This window comes from Leptolyngbya sp. FACHB-1624, assembly GCF_047649235.1.
Taxonomy (GTDB): Bacteria; Cyanobacteriota; Cyanobacteriia; order Leptolyngbyales; family Leptolyngbyaceae; genus Leptolyngbya; species Leptolyngbya boryana.
This window is the reverse complement of the sequence record NZ_CP180258.1, coordinates 1,431,540-1,452,929: the sequence shown is the minus strand read 5'-3', so window position 1 is coordinate 1,452,929 and position 21,390 is coordinate 1,431,540. Positions and strand designations below refer to the sequence as shown.

At 46.6% G+C, this 21,390-nt stretch carries 23 protein-coding genes; 13 read left to right on the top strand and 10 right to left on the bottom strand.

Features of this window, described 5'->3' with window-relative positions:
• Positions 1-49: 49 nt before the first annotated feature.
• From ACMUEV_RS06690 to ACMUEV_RS06670, 5 genes are read right to left on the bottom strand one after another with little or no spacing between them, the layout of a single operon-like run.
• Positions 50-781 (bottom strand): metallophosphoesterase family protein, encoded by a 732-nt coding sequence (locus ACMUEV_RS06690; RefSeq protein ID WP_242044555.1) that lies wholly within the window; start codon positions 779-781, stop codon positions 50-52.
• A gap of 4 nt (positions 782-785) precedes the next feature.
• The gene (locus tag ACMUEV_RS06685; RefSeq protein ID WP_190652106.1) at positions 786-1,595 is read right to left on the bottom strand and encodes a metallophosphoesterase family protein; all 810 of its coding nucleotides are present in this window, start codon (positions 1,593-1,595) and stop codon (positions 786-788) included.
• Between the two features lie 11 nt (positions 1,596-1,606).
• Entirely contained in the window at positions 1,607-2,347 is a 741-nt protein-coding gene (locus tag ACMUEV_RS06680) for a GTP-binding protein (protein ID WP_190652107.1), read from the bottom strand.
• A 52-nt stretch (positions 2,348-2,399) separates the two neighbouring features.
• The gene (locus tag ACMUEV_RS06675; RefSeq protein WP_190652108.1) at positions 2,400-2,795 is read right to left on the bottom strand and encodes a Fur family transcriptional regulator; all 396 of its coding nucleotides are present in this window, start codon (positions 2,793-2,795) and stop codon (positions 2,400-2,402) included.
• Positions 2,796-2,843: 48 nt separating this feature from the next.
• Positions 2,844-4,049, bottom strand: a complete 1,206-nt coding sequence (locus ACMUEV_RS06670; RefSeq protein ID WP_190652109.1) for an FAD/NAD(P)-binding protein — start codon at positions 4,047-4,049, stop codon at positions 2,844-2,846.
• Positions 4,050-4,133: 84 nt separating this feature from the next.
• On the opposite strand from ACMUEV_RS06670, the gene hemB reads away from it, so the two are divergent.
• The 4 genes from hemB to ACMUEV_RS06650 all read left to right on the top strand — a co-directional run bounded on the left by hemB (position 4,134) and on the right by ACMUEV_RS06650 (position 7,689).
• Positions 4,134-5,126, top strand: a complete 993-nt coding sequence (hemB, locus tag ACMUEV_RS06665) for a porphobilinogen synthase (protein ID WP_190652110.1) — start codon at positions 4,134-4,136, stop codon at positions 5,124-5,126.
• A gap of 3 nt (positions 5,127-5,129) precedes the next feature.
• A complete protein-coding gene (locus ACMUEV_RS06660) occupies positions 5,130-5,462 on the top strand; it encodes a hypothetical protein (protein WP_190652111.1) in 333 nt (110 codons plus the stop codon).
• Between the two features lie 194 nt (positions 5,463-5,656).
• Complete coding sequence (locus ACMUEV_RS06655) at positions 5,657-6,625, top strand: CobW family GTP-binding protein (RefSeq protein WP_415354746.1); 969 nt, start codon at positions 5,657-5,659, stop codon at positions 6,623-6,625.
• On the top strand, positions 6,613-7,689 hold the full coding sequence (locus ACMUEV_RS06650) for a WD40 repeat domain-containing protein (protein ID WP_415354745.1): 1,077 nt from the start codon (positions 6,613-6,615) through the stop codon (positions 7,687-7,689). Before ACMUEV_RS06655 ends, ACMUEV_RS06650 begins: the two co-directional genes overlap by 13 nt.
• 35 nt (positions 7,690-7,724) lie before the next feature.
• Here the strand turns inward: ACMUEV_RS06650 and ACMUEV_RS06645 are convergent, their stop codons facing one another.
• Both ACMUEV_RS06645 and ACMUEV_RS06640 read right to left on the bottom strand, forming a co-directional pair.
• On the bottom strand, positions 7,725-8,540 hold the full coding sequence (locus ACMUEV_RS06645) for a metal ABC transporter permease (protein WP_242044557.1): 816 nt from the start codon (positions 8,538-8,540) through the stop codon (positions 7,725-7,727).
• Positions 8,541-8,587: 47 nt separating this feature from the next.
• Positions 8,588-9,334 (bottom strand): metal ABC transporter ATP-binding protein, encoded by a 747-nt coding sequence (locus ACMUEV_RS06640; protein ID WP_190652114.1) that lies wholly within the window; start codon positions 9,332-9,334, stop codon positions 8,588-8,590.
• A gap of 104 nt (positions 9,335-9,438) precedes the next feature.
• Between ACMUEV_RS06640 and ACMUEV_RS06635 the strand changes: the two genes are divergently transcribed.
• The gene (locus ACMUEV_RS06635; protein ID WP_190652115.1) at positions 9,439-10,392 is read left to right on the top strand and encodes a metal ABC transporter solute-binding protein, Zn/Mn family; all 954 of its coding nucleotides are present in this window, start codon (positions 9,439-9,441) and stop codon (positions 10,390-10,392) included.
• Between the two features lie 62 nt (positions 10,393-10,454).
• On the opposite strand, the gene ACMUEV_RS06630 is transcribed toward ACMUEV_RS06635, so the two are convergent.
• The 3 genes from ACMUEV_RS06630 to ACMUEV_RS06620 are packed head-to-tail and all read right to left on the bottom strand — an operon-like array spanning position 10,455 to position 11,629.
• A complete protein-coding gene (locus ACMUEV_RS06630) occupies positions 10,455-10,625 on the bottom strand; it encodes a hypothetical protein (RefSeq protein WP_017289928.1) in 171 nt (56 codons plus the stop codon).
• Between the two features lie 9 nt (positions 10,626-10,634).
• On the bottom strand, positions 10,635-10,784 hold the full coding sequence (locus ACMUEV_RS06625) for a hypothetical protein (protein ID WP_190652116.1): 150 nt from the start codon (positions 10,782-10,784) through the stop codon (positions 10,635-10,637).
• A gap of 56 nt (positions 10,785-10,840) precedes the next feature.
• A complete protein-coding gene (locus tag ACMUEV_RS06620; protein WP_190652117.1) occupies positions 10,841-11,629 on the bottom strand; it encodes a carbohydrate ABC transporter permease in 789 nt (262 codons plus the stop codon).
• A gap of 199 nt (positions 11,630-11,828) precedes the next feature.
• Here ACMUEV_RS06620 and ACMUEV_RS06615 point away from each other — a divergent pair, with 199 nt between their 5' ends.
• The 8 genes from ACMUEV_RS06615 (at position 11,829) to ACMUEV_RS06580 (ending at position 21,354) form a co-directional block, all read left to right on the top strand.
• A complete protein-coding gene (locus tag ACMUEV_RS06615) occupies positions 11,829-12,524 on the top strand; it encodes an aldehyde oxygenase (deformylating) (RefSeq protein ID WP_017289931.1) in 696 nt (231 codons plus the stop codon).
• A 232-nt stretch (positions 12,525-12,756) separates the two neighbouring features.
• Positions 12,757-13,788, top strand: a complete 1,032-nt coding sequence (locus ACMUEV_RS06610) for a long-chain acyl-[acyl-carrier-protein] reductase (protein ID WP_017289932.1) — start codon at positions 12,757-12,759, stop codon at positions 13,786-13,788.
• A gap of 114 nt (positions 13,789-13,902) precedes the next feature.
• Complete coding sequence (locus tag ACMUEV_RS06605; protein WP_190652118.1) at positions 13,903-14,706, top strand: glycosyltransferase family 2 protein; 804 nt, start codon at positions 13,903-13,905, stop codon at positions 14,704-14,706.
• A gap of 6 nt (positions 14,707-14,712) precedes the next feature.
• A complete protein-coding gene (locus tag ACMUEV_RS06600; RefSeq protein WP_190652119.1) occupies positions 14,713-16,563 on the top strand; it encodes a glycosyltransferase family 39 protein in 1,851 nt (616 codons plus the stop codon).
• A gap of 5 nt (positions 16,564-16,568) precedes the next feature.
• Complete coding sequence (locus ACMUEV_RS06595; RefSeq protein WP_190652120.1) at positions 16,569-18,653, top strand: hypothetical protein; 2,085 nt, start codon at positions 16,569-16,571, stop codon at positions 18,651-18,653.
• 4 nt (positions 18,654-18,657) lie between these two features.
• Positions 18,658-19,227: a class I SAM-dependent methyltransferase gene (locus tag ACMUEV_RS06590; RefSeq protein ID WP_017289936.1), complete on the top strand. Its 570-nt coding sequence runs from the start codon at positions 18,658-18,660 to the stop codon at positions 19,225-19,227.
• 104 nt (positions 19,228-19,331) lie between these two features.
• A complete protein-coding gene (locus ACMUEV_RS06585; RefSeq protein WP_190652121.1) occupies positions 19,332-20,327 on the top strand; it encodes an acetyl-CoA carboxylase carboxyltransferase subunit alpha in 996 nt (331 codons plus the stop codon).
• 301 nt (positions 20,328-20,628) lie between these two features.
• Positions 20,629-21,354: an SDR family oxidoreductase gene (locus tag ACMUEV_RS06580; RefSeq protein ID WP_017289938.1), complete on the top strand. Its 726-nt coding sequence runs from the start codon at positions 20,629-20,631 to the stop codon at positions 21,352-21,354.
• The last annotated feature ends 36 nt before the right edge of the window (positions 21,355-21,390 follow it).

The window sequence follows — 21,390 nt, the reverse complement described above, 5'->3', positions numbered from 1 at the left end:
GAGAAAGCTAATGTGATCGTGCAAATCTTCGACCAGTCGTCATATTGCACTACCTTTTGATCTGAAATCCTTTTCCTGAATCATACCGAACGGTGCAAAACTTGAGTGCGTTGGTATTCGGATTGTAGATCGTGTAAATCGCCTGTCCCGCAGTTCGCCCAACGTTTCCAACTCCAATAATTTTACGCGGATGAAGGCTCGTTGGCTCTGGTTCTGATCGTCGATCGAGCGTTGTCACTGAAGTCAGCACTCCTCCAGATTCGATCTCGTATTCAAAAGCCAGTCCAGAGCGACCGCAGAAGAGATAGTTTGCATCCATTCGCATGGCGCGATCGAGCATTTGAATTGGATCAGTCTCAGGGGTTAGCTCATCGCTGACGCTGACTGTACTGCCATGAATCAGTAAGCAATCTAGCTCAAAGATGCCAAATTCTAGTGATTGTACCCACCGTACTAAATTACGAGGCACAGAATCCCAGAGTTTCTTAGTCATCTGAATGCCATATCGCCCAATTAGCTCGGTTGGTTCTCCCACACGCCCTAAACCATGCAAAACGAGTAATTGTTCTTCCCACCAACCCTGACAGACTTGTGGGACAAGTTCACCTCGACGTGGAGAAGTCAATCGATTAATCAATTTCTCATTATCGGCTCTGGGACTAATCACATCGCCCAACACAAACAAAGCATCAACCCTTTGCCGCTGAATATCTTTTAGAACTGCTTCGTAGGCGGCAAGATTACCTTCAATACCGCTCAAAATTGCCCAAGATGACATCATTTAATTATCGCTCACAGATATGAGTCGGATCGTCGGCGCGTTCTGCAAATTCCATCCCTTTTGAGAGTCTCCAGGCAAAGATGGCAGGCAGTCCTTTTTCGACAATTGCAGCACAGGTTTTTTGGTAGTCATATTCAACTTCTCGCAGCGCAATGTGCTCAGTACTATCGTCGTAAATCACATACGTTGCATTGGGTCTGCCATGTCGAGGTTCACCGACTGAGCCAGCATTAACAATGCGCTTTAAGGGCGCAGTAAAGCGAATGGATTGATCTTGTTTCGACTGTTGTACTTTGATTTGGAGTTCTCCAGAGTCCAGCGATCGCACATAGGGCACATGCGTATGACCGCAAAATAGAATATCGGCTCCGGTTGATAGCACGCGTTCCATCGCCACAAATGCATCAATCTCAGGCAGCAAGTATTCATGATTACTATGCGGGCTTCCATGGACAAAGCAGAGATTTCCATCCCGTAAAGTATGAGGGAGTTGTGCTAAAAATGCTCTCACTTCTGGATGAATTTCTTGGTTTGTCCATTCATGCGCCTGTCGTCCTCGTTTTTCAGCGAGTAGAGATGGATAGCTACATTCACAAGCGTTCAAGCCTTCAACCACATCTTCATCCCAACAGCCTTGAACGGTCGGAATATCTAGAGAGCGAATCATTTCCACAACTGCATTGGGATACGGACCATATCCAACCAAATCACCGAGACAGAACATTCGATCGACGTTTTGATCATCGATATCTGATAGCACGGCATTCAGCGCCTCAAAGTTTCCATGAATGCAGGATAAAACTGCTGTTCTCATTGTGTTCTCCTCTAAGCAGGGATTTCTAACGACTGCCGAATTTGATGTTGATAATATGCCAATGCATCGTCTGCCAAACAACAGTCCTGAAGCGTTTGCTTAATAGCAGTTTGATCAAAGGCTTCACCAACGACCTCAATGCCACTAAAGCGATCGGGTCTACCTTTGAACGATCGCGCAACATTCAATTCGGTGTAGTTCGTTTCATGCCCCTGAACATAGTTAAAGTGAAAGGCTCTACCATCAACGACTTCAAAGATTCCCTTTGCACGTTGAATGGTTCCGTACGCGCCTTCGATCAGTTCATCCCACAAGGTATCGAGGCTTGCGGGATCAAGAACCTGACCGGACAAGTTCGATCGCCAAATTTGTGAACCCTTTGCAGCTTGAATTCCTACGACAATTCGATCTGCCCATTGATGCCATTCTGTGTCGTTCGTATTGGGAGCCACGATCGCAAGCTTTTGGAAATGCCCTAGCGGAATTGTCAGCGAGTCTAAATCTAACTGAGCGCTAACTTCCAGATAGACTGGAACCCTCAAAGATAGGAGTTCCGTCAGATCGGAGAACACATTAATGCTGCTCATTTCAGTCGTCAGATACGTTGCATCGATCGCAATGCCATCGCTACCAAGCGAACAATACGCGATCGATGAATTCAAACCTTGCTGCTGAATCCAGGTTGTCTTACCTGTTCCAGACGCACCAGCCACGAGAATTACCGGGAAGTCCATAATTAGAATGAAAATCATTCTCGTAAATTATACAGGCTTCTAGCGATTTTGTTCACTCAATCTAAAAAGCTTAAGAATTGTTTTGACAAAGCCAGCAGATTCCAAACAGTTCTAGCGTGTGATAGTACAGTTGGAAGGTTTGAGACTGTCGCCACTGTTGTTCTAATGTTTCAAAGGGACAAGTTTCTAATGGGGTTGAAGTGCCACAGCGTAGACAAGTCATAAAGTGCCGATGATCGTCAGCTACAATCGTATAAAGGGCTTCGCCTTGCGGAGTCACTCGACTCTGGACTAACCCCTCACGCTTGAGCGCTTCTAATGCTCGATAAATGGTTGCTAATCCTAAGGGTTGATCTCGCTGTCTCAGTTCTGCGAAGAGCGTTTGAGCAGAAATCGGTTGCTGACTCTGTTTCAATACTTCCAAGACTTTGACTTGTCCACGTGTTTGTCGTGTTTGGGTTGCCATTGCTTTAGATCGCGTTGCTTGATAACCATTATCATTTTAGTTGATCAATCAAGCGATTTTTCGACCGAGTGCGGTTCTCGGTTTGATCAAAGTTGGAACCATCCGATCGCTGGCTAACATTGCCCCAGAAATATTTCGGGCTGTTGGTCCGACTTGCAGTGCTGCTAATCCGCCCATCACATAGAGTTCAGAACTTGCCCATCGCAAGCATGGATCTAACACAGGTAGTCCGTTCACAATTTGAATTGGATAAGCTTCTAGCATCTCTGCCAACAACGGATCTTGAGTCACATCGAATCGGGTTCCTGTAGCCAACCAGATACGATCGTATTCCTGCACTATGCCATCCTCACAGACGACCTTCCAGTGCTGACCGTTCCAACTTGCTTGAGCGATTTGACAGTTAGGATAAAACGTGAGTTGTCCACCATGACGGGCACGACGCAGTTGAGTCATCATTGCCGGGGTCATTGATCCGCCATTGCGAGCTTGTTGGATCATCTGCCAGCGAACGAACCAATCAGGTTCCCGATAAAAGCCTTTTAAGTGCTTCGGTCTTGTCCAGCCTGGATCAGCGTCAAATAGCTTTTCGTAGAGCGATCGACGTGACATTAAACTTACTTGTGCGCCTCGATTCATTGCTCCGATCGCTAAGTGTCCGCTCGTTAATCCACCTCCTACAATCAAAATGCGATCTCCAGTTAATTTCAGTAGGCGTAAATCGATTGCCGTTGCATGGACTAAGCGATCGTCTGGATAAGCTGTTGAAATCTGGTTCACCCAACTTGGAACTTGCGTCACAGCACTTCCGGTTGCCATAATGACTCTTCGTGCTAGAACTGTTCGCCCATCTCGAAGCCATAATCGAAACCGTTGCGCTAAAGGCTCAATTCGCACGATCGAAGCTGAAATTACACACTCTTGTAGCTGCCAACGTCGAATCACATCCTGGCAAAACGATTCATACAAAGCAGTTCCCGGCAAATCATAGGGCGGAAATAGTTGATTCGGTCGGGACTCTGCAAATCGTCGCAGTGCAAACGAATCGGGGTCAGGATGATGAGCAGCGGGCGATCGCAAATGCGGAATCTCATACGCTGCAAATTGATGATTCCACTGCTGTATCCAGTTGCCGCTTGGATCGAACACCCTAAACCGATTTCGCATCTTTTCGCGCTTCTGGAGCAGATGAGCAACGAGCGTAAGAGCTTGCATTCCAGCACCAACGATCGCGATATCAATTTCCTGGGGCATGAGAAATACGACAATTCAGAGAATGATTATCATTGTTTCACAAAATATCTCATAATGATAATCGTTGTCGTTCTTTAGAATGTTATGACTGCTGAATCGAGTCTACATTTGACCAATCGCCCGCGTCGTCTGCGTTGTACATCTACCTTACGCAGCATGGTGCAAGAAACTCAGCTTCGAGTCGCAGATTTGATCTATCCTCTGTTTGTGATGGAAGGCGAAGGACAAAAGGTTGAAGTCGATTCGATGCCTGGATGCTACCGATACTCACTAGATTTTCTGCTGAAAGAAGTGGCTGAGGGGTTTGAGCTAGGAATTGGTGCGATCGCTCTATTTCCTCTAATTCCCGATGCTCAGAAAGATAATGCTGGCACCGAAAGCTACAATCCAGACGGTTTGATTCCTCGCACTGTTCGAGCGATTAAACAGCAGACTCCTGAGATTGTGGTGATTACTGATGTCGCGCTTGATCCTTATAGCAATCAAGGACACGATGGCATCGTCGAAAATGGCAAGATTTTGAATGATCAGACGGTTGCAGTGTTGGTAAAGCAAGCGATCGCACATGCTGAAGCAGGGGCAGATATGGTCGCTCCATCTGACATGATGGATGGACGAGTGGGAGCCATTCGCAAAGCTCTAGATCAGCGTGGATTCATTGACGTGAGCATTCTGGCTTATTCTGCGAAGTATGCGTCTGCTTACTATGGTCCGTTTCGGGATGCGCTCGATTCGGCTCCCAAGTTCGGCGATAAAAAGACTTATCAAATGGATGCCGCCAATGCTCAAGAAGCCTTAAAAGAGGTGGCACTGGATATTGCAGAAGGTGCAGATATTGTCATGGTCAAACCTGCACTGGCGTATCTGGATATCATTCACCGCGTTCGAAAACATACACATCTTCCAGTTGCAGCGTACAACGTGAGCGGCGAATATGCGATGATCAAAGCGGCTGGACAACAGGGCTGGATTGATGAGAAAAAGGTAATTCTAGAGACATTGCTGAGCATCAAACGGGCAGGAGCAGATTTAATTTTGACCTACTTTGCGAAAGAAGTTGCATTAATGTTGCGATAGCGTATGGCAGATTCGGAACTGATGACGCGATTATTAAAAGCAATTGATGTTCTCGAACACTTAGAGAACGCGATGGAAATTGCTCCCACTCAAGAGATTGAGCAGATTCTACAAGAGGCTTGGCTGAAAGTGAGTCATACTTTTCCTGAAGATTTCAAAGATGCAACTCATTTAGATGCTAGTTCTGAAGGATTGCGGCGTTATCTGAAAGTACAAGCTTTTTTTCTTGATCCGACTCGGCAGACGATCAGCCCAGAAGAACTAGAACTTTACTATCAAAATCAATCTCTTCCATCTGAGGACGCAACAGACTTTTTCTTTCCTGATGAATCGTGAGCAAGCAAAGTATTTGGTGCGATCTCAAACCGTGTGTCGTATGTTTACAGAATAAACCACCCCGCCGTGTGAAGACAGAAGCATTGAGCGCAGAGTTTCGATCGTGCTTTGTTGAAATTCAATAAGCCTGCTTGCCTACTCGAACGATCTCTTTAATAATAAGCTTGATAACGATTATCATTATAAAGGTTGCGATGGTTACTGGACTAGAAACGGCCGTACCTGTCACCGTCTTGACGGGCTACTTAGGAGCAGGAAAAACAACTTTGTTAAACCGCATTCTCACCCACGAACACGGCAAGAAAGTTGCGGTGATTGTGAATGAGTTTGGCGAAGTCGGAATCGATAATCAGCTTGTGATCGATACCGATGAAGAAATTTTTGAGATGAATAATGGCTGTATCTGCTGTACAGTGCGGGGTGATCTAATCCGGATGATTGGCAATCTGATGAAACGGCGTGATCGCTTTGATCACATTGTCATTGAAACGACTGGTCTAGCTGATCCGGCTCCCGTCATTCAGACCTTTTTCATGGATGAAGATGTGCAAACTCTGACCAGTCTAGATGCCGTTGTTACGGTTGTAGATGCAAAGCATATTGCACAGCATTGGGAAGCAGATGAGGCACAAGAACAAATTGCATTTGCGGATGTGATTTTGCTGAATAAGATCGATTTAATTTCAGGAGCAGAACTCGATGAGCTTGAAAAGAAGATTCGATCGATGAATGTAATGGCAAAAATTTATCGAACTAGAGATGCTCAAATCGAGATGGATGCGTTGCTAGGTGTGAAAGCATTTGATCTCGATCGCGCTTTAGAAATCGATCCGAATTTCCTCGGTGAAGATGCTCACGAACATGATGAAACAGTGACTTCAGTCGCGATCGTTGAATCTGGTGCACTGGATGGAGAAAAGCTAAATGCCTGGTTGGGTAGATTGTTGCGCTATCAAGGACAAGATATCTTTCGGATGAAAGGAATTCTAAACATTGCAAGCGAAGACAATCGTTTTGTATTTCAAGGGGTGCATATGTTGTTTGATGGTAAGCCCGATCGACCTTGGAAACCGAATGAGACGCGCAAAAATGAATTAGTCTTTATTGGTCGCAACTTAGATGAAACAGCATTGAAAGAGGATTTTCGAGCATGTTTAGTGTAAGTTCAAAACAGCGATCGCTCTTTGAGTTACGTCATCAGAGTGCGCTATCTGACTATGTGACTGGAATTGCCTGGTCGCCCAGTGGCGAAGGGTTAGCAGTGTGTTCTGCTGCGGGAGAAATCCTCCTCTATTCGATGAAGACTCTTGAATCAGTTGTTCTGCAAGCTGCAACAGGGTACTCGATCGATGGTTTAGCCTTTTCTCATGATGGGCAATTTCTCGCCGCAGGAGGACAGTCAGGAGAAGTCAATATTTGGCAGTTCAAGCCAAAGCCCGAACTGATTCAGACCTTCAAAAACAAATCAGCTTGGATTGATCAACTTCAATGGAGTCCTACTCAGAACGATCTTGCATTCAGTCTAGGCAAAACAGTACAGATTTGGAATGCTGAATCTAGAGAGCGAGTAACGACACTCTTATTTGGTGATTCTTCAGTCTCTCAAATCGTTTGGCATCCTAGCGGAGAGAGTATCAGTCTCGGTGGTTATCAAGGGATCAAAATTTGGATGACAAGCAACTGGGATGATGATCCCTATCATTTGATGGTTCCTTCTGCGAGTGTTGCAGTAGCTTGGTCGCCGAGTGGTCGATATGTGGCATCGGGAAACCTCGATCGCACAATCACTGTTTTAGAGTGGGGAAATCCTGAACCGTGGATGATGAGAGGTTTTCCAGGAAAGATTCGCGACCTGGCTTGGTCAGATCAATTCGCTAGCAATGCGCCCTTACTAGCCTCTGCGAGCGCAGAGGGCATTGTGGTCTGGGAAAAGCATGAAGAGGAAGCGATCGGATGGGAAAGCCGCGTTTTGGGCACTCATGAGGGTGTCGTTCAAGGACTTTGTTTTCAACCGGCTACAATGCTATTGGCTTCAGCTTCTGAAGACGGTTCGGTCATTTTATGGTGGCAAGCAACTTCAATGGCTCAAGTCTTAGAAGGCGTCTCAGATGGGTTTTCCTGCCTCGCGTGGCATCCTCAAGGGAGCTACCTTGTAGCAGGCGGAGAACAAGGTGAGCTTCTGATTTGGGGGAAATCTTCGCGAGGGCAAGGATTTAAGCGGCGCTAGCGACGATTGAAGCTGAACAGCAGCGTGTTTTCATTCTAACGAAATCGTTGTGATAAAGGATTTTGAGTCCGGGTGAGAATGCCCTGGGTGGGGCTGAATAGTAGCGATAGAATGAATAGGGTCGATGAAACGAGCACGATCGCAGGTCCCGATGGCAGATTGTAATAATAGCTGAGATAGATTCCTGTGATACTAGAGAAAACTCCGATCACTGAGCCTAATATCATCATATGATGGAGTTCTTTGACTAGTAAGTAAGCACTCAAAGCGGGACCGACTAGCATCGAAATGACTAAAATTACGCCGACCGCCTTCATACTGACAATGATTGTAAGTGTAACGGCTGACATAAATGCAAAGTAAATGAGATTGATTGGGAGTCCAATTGCTTGAGCGCCCGTCTTATCAAACGTATAGAACAGCATTTCCTTATAAGCCAATCGAACGACAAGCAGAATGATCAAAGTAACCATTAAAGTCCGTTGGATATCTGCACCCGTTACACCGAGAATATCACCAAACAAAAAGCTATCTAGATCGAGCTTATTTTTTAGAACTGTAATCAGCGTCACACCAAGCGCGAAGAAAGACGAGAAAGTTAACGCCATGGCTGCATCAGCTTTTACACGACTTTGAGATCGAATCCAAGCAATCAAAGACGCGCCTAAGATTCCAGCACCGAATGCCCCAATCAAAATATCAATCCCCAAAAAGAACGAAATCGATAGTCCTGGTAGCACGCAATGCGCGACCACATCCCCAAACAGTGCCATTCGTTGCACAATGAGGTAGCTTCCGACCACTGGGCAGAGTATACCGACTAAAAGCCCGATTGCTAGAGCATTTCGCATAAACTCAAATCCAAGTGGCTCTGTCAGTATCTGTAGCATCATTTACCTTAGCAAGCGAGTGTAGAATCAAAATCTTGATGGAACGGGTTCTGTAGATATGTTCCATAAGCCTGTTGCAAATTTTCAGCCGTCATCACTTCTTGCGGCGTTCCGGATGCAATGAGCCGCTGATTGAGCAACAGCAGTCGATCGAGTTGCGAGAGCGATTTTCCCCATTCATGAGTACTCAGCAGCAGGATTTTCCCTTGCGATCGCAGTTCATCAAACACATCGAGCATAATTCCCTCTGTCTTCTTGTCTACACCCGTAAATGGCTCATCAAACAAGAAGAGATCTGCTTGTTGGGCTAATGCTCGTGCGAGAAATACCCGTTGTTGTTGTCCACCCGATAGCTCTCCGATTCTACGATGTCTCAAATCGAGCATCTCAACTCGTGCCAAAGCAGACTTGACAAGCTCGTTTGCAGGGCGACCGGGACTGCGAAACCAGCCTAAGTTACGAGTTCGCGCCATGAGCACCACATTCCAAACCGTGATTGGATAGTCCCAATCAATCTGCGATCGCTGGGGAATATAGGCGACTTTTTCCAACTGACGATGCAACGGACAAGTACAATATTCAACTTTTCCATGCTCAATCGGGATCAAGCCCAACATTGCTTTGAGCATCGTACTTTTCCCGGCTCCGTTCGGTCCAACCACCCCAACGAGTTCACCCGCTCGAATTGAGAAGCTCACTGCATCCAGCCCCCTCATTCCTCGATAACTAACTGCTAATTGCTGAACCTTCAACATTCATTTAGATTTGAGTTAAGTGAGAACGATTATCATTGTAGAGTCAAGATGTTCACTTTAAATCTTAAAAAAGTATGGATAAGCCCTTTCGGCTGCGTTGGACTATGGCAACAATCTCAATCGCTCTCAGTGGATTCGCCTGTACGCCTCAGTCACCCTCTACTCATCAAACCGCCTCAACTCCGCAAGCCTCACCCAGGTTAGAAGGTGTACCCAAAGTTGTTGCGACCAATACAATCCTCTGTGATTTAACCAAGCAGATTGCAGCAGCGACAGTGAATTTAACTTGTTTAGTCAAACCTGGTGCAGATCCGCATATCTATCAAGCGACTCCCGAAGATCGTAAAGCGATCGAGCAAGCCAATTTAGTTCTATATGGAGGTTACAATTTTGAACCAACTCTGATCAAACTGATTCAAGCCTCATCGAATTCGGCTCTAAAAGTTGCAGTCAACGAACTTGCAGTTCCCAAGCCTCAGCAGTTTGAAGAAGATGGACAAACCGAGACTGATCCTCATGTCTGGCACAATGCCCAAAACGGAGTGCGAATTGCAGAAGTTATTCGCGATAACCTTGCAAACATTGCTCCAAACAATGCCACACTCTATGCAGACAATGCTAAAAAAGTAACCGGAGAAATTAGTCAAATTGATAGCTGGATCAAAACCCAGATCAATAGCATTCCTCAAGCTTCTAGAACATTAGTAACAACCCACGATGCACTAGGATACTATTCACAAGCTTATAACATTCCTGTTGCAGCCCTCGAAGGTATCAGTACTGAAGAAAAACCAACGGCTGCGAAGGTAAAAGAGCTAGTCGGGGAAATCCAAGAGAAAAAAGTCCCGACTATCTACGCTGAACTCTCGATCAATCCGCAGGTCATTAAAACAGTTGCGAACGAGGCAAACGTCAAGGTTGCTGAAGAAGAGATCTATGCCGATGGATTGGGTGAAGCAGGGAGTCGTGGAGAAACTTATCAGAAGATGCTAATTGCAAACACAAAAGCGATCGTCGAAGGATTGAGAGGTCAATTTACTCCGTTTCAAGCGAAATAGTTAGCGTGACTCAGAAATCAATGAAAATCAGGCTTCTCAATCAACGATTCAACGAGCGCATTTCAAGCTGTTGCCGATGGGAGTCCGCCACTTAAGATTTCAACCAAGCAGTTGAGAGGAGCAATGCGAGTTTGATCCAATACCGAAACTACTGGGAAGATATCACCGACAATCGTACATCCAGCGTTGAGCGCATTACGAGCGGCAGCGATCGTATCTCGACTCCGACGCACAAACTCGAATCAGGTTTTATCTGCGATCGCTTCTCCCTCGTCAGCAAACGATAGAATTGCTGCTTTCAAACCTTCCGGGTTCTCTTGCGTAAATCCAGCTGGTGCTAAAAACTTTGATTTGTCATGTCTGAGCTTCTGCACCACGAGATAGCCAGGCATTTTTTATCTGGAAGAATTGCATCTGTGGGAATCTTCACGGTCGTTTTTTGCAAAACCTAATTCTTAATTCCTGTCGTCGCAATGCCCCGAATCAATTGCCGTTGACCCAATGCGAAAATCACCACGATCGGTAAAGTCGCAATCACCACTGCCGCCATCATCAGCGACCAACTATTCGTAAACTGCTCCTGAAAACTCGCCAACGCCAACTGCACCGTTCTTAACTCCGGTCGCGTCGTAAACACCAACGGCTTAAACAAATCATTCCACTCGCCAATAAACGTAAACAGCGATAACGTCACCAACGCCGGACGCGACAACGGCAACATCACCCGCCAAATCACCTGCCACCGATTCGCCCCATCCAACATCGCCGCTTCCTCAAGCTCGATCGGAATCCCCTGAAAAAATTGCCGCATCAGAAAAATCCCGAACCCATTCACCGCAGTTGGAAGAATTAAGGCTCCGTAAGTATTAATCAAATGTCCCGCTTTCAACACGAGAAAAATCGGAATCACCAAAATCTGAAACGGAATCACCAACGTCGCCAGAATGATTAATAAAATCGCCTGTTTTCCTTGAAACTTCAGCCGCGCCAGCGCATACCCCGCCAGCGCCGACGTAAACAGTTGAAACAGCGTTACCGCGATCGCCACAAAAATCGAATTCGCAAATGCCAGCAAAAACTGTCCCTTTTCCCAAGCTGAGCGATAATTTTCCAGCGTCCAACCTGGGGAACCTTCCGTCGGCTGCAACGACGTAAGAAAAACGACTCCTAATGGCAACAGCACCACTCCTGCCCCCGCCACCAGCAGTCCCAAACTGAGACGCTTCTGAACTTCCATACCGCTCACAAAACTGAAGAATCGGTTATTTTAGCGCTTCAATGCTCGATCGCCTATAGATTTTATCGATTCTTAGCGTCATCCTCAACCTTAGACGGTAAAGTGAGAGGGGGGAAGAATGAGAAATTCTACTCAGACCACCCCAAACCCTAACCCGCAGCACGCGGAAATGTAGTCATGACCAGGAGAAATCTGATCTATGCCGCAACTTGAGGCGACCCCAGAGATTGACTTCCAGAGTGAACTCTATAAAGATGCCTATAGCCGAATTAACGCGATCGTCATCGAAGGCGAACAGGAAGCGAACGACAATTATCAAAAATTGGCAGACCTGCTGCCCAATGATAAAGACCAATTGATCGGACTCGCTCGCATGGAAAACCGCCACAAAAAAGGCTTTGAAGCCTGTGGTCGGAATCTCAGCGTCACCCCAGACATGGACTTCGCACGCGAATTTTTCTCCGAATTGCACAAAAACTTCCAAGTTGCGGCAGCCGAAGGAAAAATCGTCACCTGTCTGTTGATTCAATCGCTGATTATTGAATGCTTTGCGATCTCGGCATACAACATCTACATTCCTGTTGCAGACGACTTTGCTCGCAAAATCACTGAAGGTGTCATCAAAGACGAATACATGCACCTCAACTACGGCGAAGAATGGCTAAAAGCCAACTTTGAAGCCTCGAAAGCCGAATTGGAAGAAGCCAATAAAGCCAATTTGCCTTTAGTCTGGAAAATGCTGAATCAAGTTGCAGACGACGCACAAGTTCTCGGCATGGAACGCGAAGCCCTCGTCGAAGACTTCATGATTCAATACGGCGAAGCCCTCACCAACATTGGATTTACGACCCGTGATGTGATGCGGATGTCCGCGCATGGATTAGCTGCGGCATAAGTCACCGAATTTGAAGTCTGCGGCAGTGAACTCTGGAGTTAGGGGAATCGGGGAATCGGGAAATGAGGGAATCGGGAAATGGCAAAATACAAGGCTTCCCACTCCCCCACTCCCCACTCCCCACTCCCTCCTACAAATTCATTGCCAATTTTTTGATATTTTCTCTTAAATTAGAATACGGTTCCGTTCATATCCATCTCGCCGCCTGATACCGGGCTTCTTCATACGATCGATGTTTGGTTTAATTGGTCATCTCACAAGTTTGGAACACGCTCAGTCTGTTGCACGAGAACTAGGGTATCCCGAATACGCGGATCAAGGTTTAGACTTCTGGTGTAGTGCACCGCCGCAGATTGTCGATACAATCCGAGTCAAAAGCGCCACGGGGCAAGAAATTGAAGGACGCTACGTGGAATCTTGCTTTTTGCCAGAAATGTTGGCAACTCGACGGATTAAAGCAGCGACACGCAAAGTGATTAACGCCATGGCACATGCTCAAAAAAATGGCATTAATATTACAGCACTCGGCGGATTCTCTTCGATTATTTTTGAGAATTTCAATCTGGCACAGATTAAACAAGTGCGGAATGTCATGCTGGAGTTTGAACGGTTTACGACCGGAAATACTCACACGGCGTACATTTTGTGTCGCCAGGTCGAACAAGCTTCCAGACAGTTGGGCATCAACTTGTCAGATGCAACGGTGGCGGTTTGTGGTGCAACGGGCGATATTGGCAGTGCCGTCTGTCGCTGGTTGAACACACGCGCTGATGTGGCAGAATTGCTGCTGATTGCTCGTAATCAAGAACGCTTGCAAGCTTTGCAAGATGAACTTGGGCGCGGCAAAATTCAGGGCTTAGAAGAAGCCCTGCCGCAAGCAGACATCATTGTCTGGGTCGCCAGTATGCCGAAAGGTGTGGAGATTGATCCGACTCAGTTAAAACAACCTTGTTTGCTGATTGATGGCGGCTACCCGAAAAACTTGGGAACCAAGATTCAGCATCCGGGCGTGACCGTACTCAACGGTGGCATTGTGGAACATTCACTGGACATTGATTGGAAAATCATGAGCATTGTCAATATGGATGTCCCGGCACGGCAATTGTTTGCTTGTTTTGCAGAATCGATGCTGCTGGAATTCGAGAAACTGCATACGAACTTCTCTTGGGGTCGCAATCGCATCACCGTCGAGAAGATGGAGCAGATTGGAGAGGCATCGGTTCGACATGGATTCCGTCCATTATTGCTGCCGAATCCAAACTAGCGATCGCACTAGCTTTCAGTACTGTCTCGGCTGAAAGCCTTGATCCCTTGAGTAAAGTGCTAAGGGATACGATATACTGTCGCTGTGTGAAAGCCCCTAACTCTGAATCAGCCTATGCACGGTACTGAGGGATCTACTATCGGTTTCGATCGCTTGTCTCGCTTAAAACTCTCGGTTGTGATTCCTTGCTATAACGAGCGAGGCACGATCGAGACCGTAATTCAAGCGGTAAAAGCCTCTCCTATTCGCAATCTCGAAATCATTATTGTCGATGATTGCTCTACAGATGGCACAACAGAACTGTTGAAATCGAGAATTGAACCGATCGTTGATCAAGTGCTCTACCACAGTACAAATCGGGGCAAAGGGGCAGCATTACGAACCGGATTCGCAGCGGTGACAGGAGATGTTGCGATCGTTCAAGACGCAGATTTAGAATATGATCCGCAGGAATTTCCGCTATTGTTAAGGCCGATCGCAGAGGGTCGAGCAGACGTTGTATTTGGTTCACGATTTGCGGGAAATCAGCCGCATCGCGTCGTTTACTATTGGCATATGGTCGGCAACAAATTTCTGACCACACTCTCGAATATGCTGACCAATATTAATCTGACCGATATGGAAACCTGCTACAAGGCATTTCGGCGTGAGGTGATTCAATCGATTCGGATTGAAGAAAATCGATTTGGATTTGAACCTGAAGTCACTGCTAAAGTCGCTCGCATGGGATGTCGTATCTACGAAGTTGGCATCTCTTACTATGGGCGAACCTACAAAGAAGGCAAGAAAATTGGCTGGAAAGATGGATTTCGCGCCATCTACTGCATTATGAAATACAACTTATTCGCCTCGAAGCGTGCTTATCCTGTTTCAGACGCTAGCCAAACGCTCAGACAGCAGCCCTCACCTCACCGATAATCTGCTATGTCGATAAAATGGCAGTCTTTACTTGATGCACAGCGCTTTAAGCTCAAAGATTCGTGGCTGATTTTTTTTGCTTGCCTGCTTGTCTACTCATGGAGTGCAAAGGGCATCGTCAATTATCAGGCGCTCGCATCACCGGATAGTATTCCGAATTCCTTACTTGCCTTCAATTGGTTATTCAACGGCAGATTGGATTTTGATAACTTCAGGCAGGGAATTTACTACAACGGCGGTCTGCCTCCTTACTTCTTTTGGGAGTCGAAGAGTGCTCATCTTGTCTCGGTCTATCCGATTGGACCTGCGATCGTCAGTTTTCCGATTTATGTCTGCTTTGCGCTCTTGTTATGGATCAGTCATGGCTTTCAGTCGATCGAGATTACCAGTGCTGCATTTTCTGACACGCGATTACTGTTAGAAAGATTTGCTGCTGCGATCATCGCAAGCTTTGCTGTCGCTTTGTTTTATCAATTAAGTCGCCTGAAGTTTGAGCGATCAGTTGCACTGATTTCTGCTTTTATTTATGCGTTTGCAACGCATCATTGGGTGATTAATTCACAAGCTTTATGGCAGCATGGCTCGACAAATTTGGTCTTGATTGCCGTCATGCTCTGCTTTTTCAAAGCAAATCGTGACCCAACGACAAAATCTCTCTTGCTCTTAAATGCCGGAATTTTGGGCGGATTGATGTTAGGGATTCGCCCGACGAATTTGGTGTTTTTATTATCGATCGTGGTTTATGCGATCGCGCTGTATCGCCGCCAAGCATTTTTTACAGTTCTAGGGTTATCTTCTGCCCTAATTAGTATTGCTTGGAATCTCTATTACTTTAAAAGTTTCACAGGCGGATATGGCACGTTTTCTAATCTTTTTACACTGACATTTGAACAGTTTATTGCAGGATTTACGGGACTTTTATTTAGCCCAAGTCGAGGTTTATTTGTTTACAGTCCAATCCTAATTTTGGCAATTCTAGGATTCATACAGATCTTTCGACGCTGGAAGCAAAAAGATGAAAAATTATTGATTCTGCTGTTTTTAAGCTGTATTCCGCTCTTGTTGCAATATTGCTTTTTTAGAATGTGGTGGGCAGGTGCGTCTTATGGATATCGTTTTTTAACGGATCTGCTGCCGATTCTATGCTTTTCCGTGAACTATGCGATCGCAGATGCTCTTTCCCGGCGTAAACTGCTGAATTTGAAAATTTTGATCGTTTCCGGGTTATTGACCTTCTCAGTCTTTGTCCAAGTTGTTGGCGTGTTTGGTGCATGTTTTTGGGATGGAATTCCGACGGTGATCGAATATGACCCGTTCTCATCAAAATTAACTGATGCAGAAGGAAAACTGTGGCAGCATCCAGACAGCCAAATCGAGCGACATGCCCATAGTCTGATGTTTCGGATCACGCACCCCACTCGTCAGCCCAACTATACATCTGGATTAGCTGGTCAAATTCTCCAGCTTCGAGATGCAGAAAAAAATCCTCTACCGGACACGCTCTCGATTCCAGTGGGCGGAAAAATTCGCGTGCGTGCGATCGTACAAAATACAGGCACATCTCGCTGGTTTGGCTATCAAACCGGGGCAAGCCATCTAGGAGAAGCCCGAGTTCGGGTCTTATTTACTGATATTCTCAAGCAGAACGTGCTGGAATATCGCCTATTTATCTCTGGACAGCCCCGACGTGGAAAAACCGCAGAAGCGATCGGAGATATCACGTTCCCGTCCAAACCTGGAACATACACCCTGAGATTTTCTTTGATTGCTGAAGGAGTCAGCGAGATGCCAACCCATCTGCCACAGTCAACTCAAGCAATTGAAGCAACGGTTACGTCTATTGATCAGCGTTACTAGCAGTTATGACTTTATCAAAAGCTCCCAATCGCAAATTCATGACGAGCCTTTTCTATATCGTCATCAGCTTGATTGGCACCCTGATGATGTATTCACCCACCATCCTCAGCGGCTTCACCAAAATTCAAGCAGAGCGCGGAGATACTCGCATCCTGCACTATTTTTTGGAGCATTCCTTTCAGCTTCTAGTGAATCGTAACTATACAGGAACGCTCTGGTCACCTTCTTTTTTCTATCCTTTCAAGAATGCTTTAGCATTTTCAGAAAACTTATTTGGTTGTGCGCCGATTTATTGGTTATTTCGATCGGTATTGAATCCAGATCACGCCTTTCAACTCTGGATGATCACCATCATTTGGCTCTGCTTTGCTGCCTTTGTGATTGTCTTGCGCCGCTTGCGGGTCAGTCCTGTTCTCTCTGGATTCGGAGGTTTTTTATTTGCATTTGGACTGCCGAGAGCCGCAAAACTCGGACATCATCAACTCTTTCCTCAGTTTTTTACCCCGATCGCATTTCTCTGTGTTTGGCGATTCATTCAGAAGCCGACCTCCAATCGATTGCGCTGGGCGTTGACTTTGATCTATCTGCAACTCTTGGCAGCAGTCTATCTAGGTTGGTTTCTCGTTTTCAGTTTACTTGTGTTCTTGCCTGTAATGTTTTGGCTTGATCGTGACTTTAAGACGCGCATCACGGAATTTCTCAAACGAACCTGGAAAGAAACTGCGATCGCGCTTTTAGTTTGGATGGGGGCAGTGATAGCACTCTTTCTGCCTTACCTGGAAATTAGTAAGGTCATCGGCAAAAAGCCTTATTCAGAAATTGCATCGATGCTGCCGCGACTGCAATCTTGGCTCTTGCCCGCAGATGGAAGTTTGTGGCGACCGTGGCTGTTTCCACTTTCAGCCCATACGCCGATGGTTCATGAGCATCAGATCTTTCTCGGCTTTGTCATCTTAGGCGTAACCGGATTTGCGCTTTATGTTTTGAAAGCACAGGCTCACGTCCTTGATCCAGAGCGAAAACTACTTGCTCAAGCTTGTCTGTTCACCTTTGGCATCATTTTCCTGCTTTCGCTTTCAGTCTTTGATTACTCTCTATGGAAATTCATTGCCCAACTGATTCCAGGCGCAAACTCGGTTCGAGCCGTATCTCGGATTGCGCTGATGATGTATTTCTATCTACTGCTCGGCGTTCTGCTCTGCGTGGATGCTTATTTAAAACATCGCTTTGCCAATCCAAAGATTAGAACTGCGATCGCCTTGAGCTTGATTCTGCTCACCCTACCTGAACAAATCGTCTGGACTCCGCAAAGCTTCGATCGCATGGCAGTCTTGCAACCTGAAGCAGAACTACAATCTTTAATGCAGAAAGACTGTAGCTTTGCCTATGTTGCTTTAAGCGGCAAAGATGCCTTTTACAATGAGCAAACCCAGGCAATGTGGGCAGGAATGCGAGCCAATGTGCCTATGATTAATGGCTATAGCGGTGCCGATCCCCCTGGCTTACCAATGCGACAAAATATTCCTCTGTCGGGCTTACTGGAGTGGCTGCATACAGCTTCACGAGGAAAAGCTAAAGGTCGATTGTGCCTGATTCAGGCGACTACAGGAAACAATCAACCGGGTCGAGATCTGCCTGCTTCGTCGATCGCGGGAATTCAAACCTTTCAATCCGGAGGGTTTACTTCCTTTGTGATTCCAGTACCGCCGAATAGCCCCTTGCCCGATTATGCCCAGGCGATCCGCATCATCACGACCGCACCAACCCAGATGAGAGTCAAATCTGCGATCACCTTGCCAGTTCTCGTTCGTAACACAGGTGATTTTACCTGGTTCAGAAGTGGCAATACTCCCGTCAATTTCTCTTATCGCTGGATCAATGAAAAGTCTCAGAGTGAGCCGATCGAGTACGATCGCACGCCCCTTCCCTTTGACCTGCCGCCCAATCAAGCGGTAGCATTGAACGCTAAAATTACAGCACCCAATCGCGCAGGTCAGTACACCTTGCGGCTCACAATGGTTCAAGAATCTGTCACTTGGTTCGATGCCAAAACCAAAGCCCTAGACATTCCCGTTCAAGTAGGAGAGTAGAAAGTTGAAAAAGCAGCGTGAACCTCTTTTAGAACCGTTGTTGCGTTGGTTGCGGCTCCGACGAGTCATCGCAGAAATTCCCGAAAACGCGATCGTCTTAGATGTCGGTTGCGGTCGCAATGCCGCTTTCTTAAGAGCGATCGAGCCGCGAATTCAAAAAGGCTATGGCGTCGATTTCAAAGTCGCAGAATTTCAAACGGATAAGCTCAAAGCCGTGCAAGTCCATCTGGGGGAAGAACTTCCCTTTGCTGATGCGAGTTTTGATACCGTCACCATGCTGGCTGTTTTAGAGCATATCGAGCATGAGCAAGCAATTTTAAAAGAAATTCATCGAGTACTCAAACCGGGTGGGAGACTGGTTTTAACGGTTCCTTCCGTTTGGGCACAACCTGTTTTAGAGTTTCTTTCCTATCGCATCGGAATTATCGATGAAGCCGAAATTCGCGATCATAAACGCTATTACGATCGCCAAAAACTCAAGCAAGTTTTAGTCAATGTTGCAGGATTTGAACGATTTCGACATCAATATTTTCAGATGTGGATGAATAATTTCTGTACAGTAATGAAGGTGTAGCAAATTTGACTGCACAACGCTCTGAGTTGTGAATCTGTCCGAATACCGCTACGCTAGACCAAAGAAAATCCCTCACATCTCCACAGTCTTGGAGTGGTGTAGTTATGCCCAATTCTGCCGATCGTCGTCCAATTTTGCTTGATTTTGAAAAGCCGCTTGCTGAACTCGAAGCCCGAATTACTCAGGTTCGGGAATTGGCAGAAGAAAATGAGGTGGATTTGTCTGATCAAATTGCCTTGTTAGAAGCCCGTGCCGTTGAGCTTCGCAAAGAAATTTTTAGCAGCCTCACGCCTGGGCAGCGCTTGCAAGTCGCCCGTCACCCCCGTCGCCCCAGTACGCTCGATTATATTCAGGCAATTAGTGACGAATGGATGGAGCTACATGGCGATCGCGGTGGGCATGATGATCCTGCCGTCGTCGGAGGAGTTGGTCGGATCAACGGTCGCCCTGTAGTGATGCTCGGTCAACAAAAAGGACGCAACACCAAAGACAACATTCGACGAAATTTTGGTCAGGCTTCGCCCAGTGGCTACCGCAAGGCGATTCGATTAATGGAACATGCTGATCGCTTTGGTATGCCGATTTTGACCTTCATTGATACTCCGGCAGCTTGGGCAGGACTCGAAGCAGAACAATTCGGACAAGGAGAAGCGATCGCGTATAACTTGCGTGAGATGTTTGGATTTGAAGTGCCGATTATTTGTAGTGTAATTGGCGAAGGCGGATCGGGAGGAGCACTCGCGATCGGGGTTGGAGAACGCCTGCTGATGTTTGAACATGCCGTCTATAGTGTGGCTCCACCCGAAACTTGTGCAACGATTCTCTGGCGAGACTCAACAAAATCAGCACAAGCAGCCGAAGCCCTAAAAATCACTGCACCCGACTTGAAAGAACTAGGCATTGCCGACGAGGTGTTACCAGAACCGATCGGCGGCGCGCACAATCATCCTCTAGAAGCTGCCGAAACCCTAAAAACCGCAATTCTGAGAAATTTAGCCGAATTAGATCAACTGACTCCCCAACAACGGCGCGAACTGCGCTATCAAAAATTCCGCAGTATCGGCGTGTTTACAGAAGCGGGGATGCCGACTCACGTTTAGAGTTTTTGAGTGGGGAGTGGCTCTACTCCCCACTCCCTACTCCCCACCCTCATCCACCTAAATCCAATTCCCCCTCACAAACCGCGTCACACCACGATATAATTGAGAACGTAACGATTTGTTAAAAAACTGGCTCATTCTCATTCATTTGCCAACGCCGTTCATTTAAGCTGTTTTTCCATGTTCGCCACAGATTCATTCAAGCTGCGTGCGCGTCTATTTCATCGCAATGACACCGAGATCTAGAACGTTTGCAAATTGAGAAAAGTTTTCCATCTATTGAGGTTTTAACTGGGGATTCATGACTTCCTCCATCAATCGACGTGCCCTGATTACCGGGGCGAGTAGCGGAATCGGTCAGGCAACTGCTCTAGCGTTCGCGCGTAGCGGAATTGATCTGGTCTTGGTCAGCCGCTCTCAATCCAAATTGGATGCAGTGGCACAAGAAGCGCGATCGCTTGGGGTCGATGCCCAAGCCTATGCTATTGATTTAGCTGATGTAACGACTGTGCGATCGCGCTTAGAAGAGTTGATTTCTAAAGCTGGCACGATCGACATTCTGGTCAACAATGCAGGAATGGCATACACCGGAACTTTGGGTGAAATGCCATTATCCGATTGGCAACGGGTGATCGATCTCAATGTCACCAGTGTTTTCCAATGTGTGCAAGCCGTTTTACCCGGCATGCGATCGCGCAAACGCGGCACGATTATCAACGTCGCCTCGATCGCAGCACATCAGACTTTTCCAAACTGGGGCGCGTATTGCGTCAGTAAGTTTGGAGTTTTAGCACTCTCGAAAACCCTTGCTGCCGAGGAACGAGCACATGGGATTCGAGTTGTAACCATTTCGCCTGGATCAGTCAATACTGCCATCTGGGATACCGAGACGGTTCATGCCGACTTCGATCGTGCTGCAATGTTAACGCCTGACATTGTAGCGGATGCGATTTTGCAGGCGGCAACAATGAACGATCGGGCTGTGGTAGAAGAGATGATTCTCATGCCCAATGCCGGGACGTTTTAGCTGGTTCTCTTTTTGCACACTTACTTTTTGCAACAT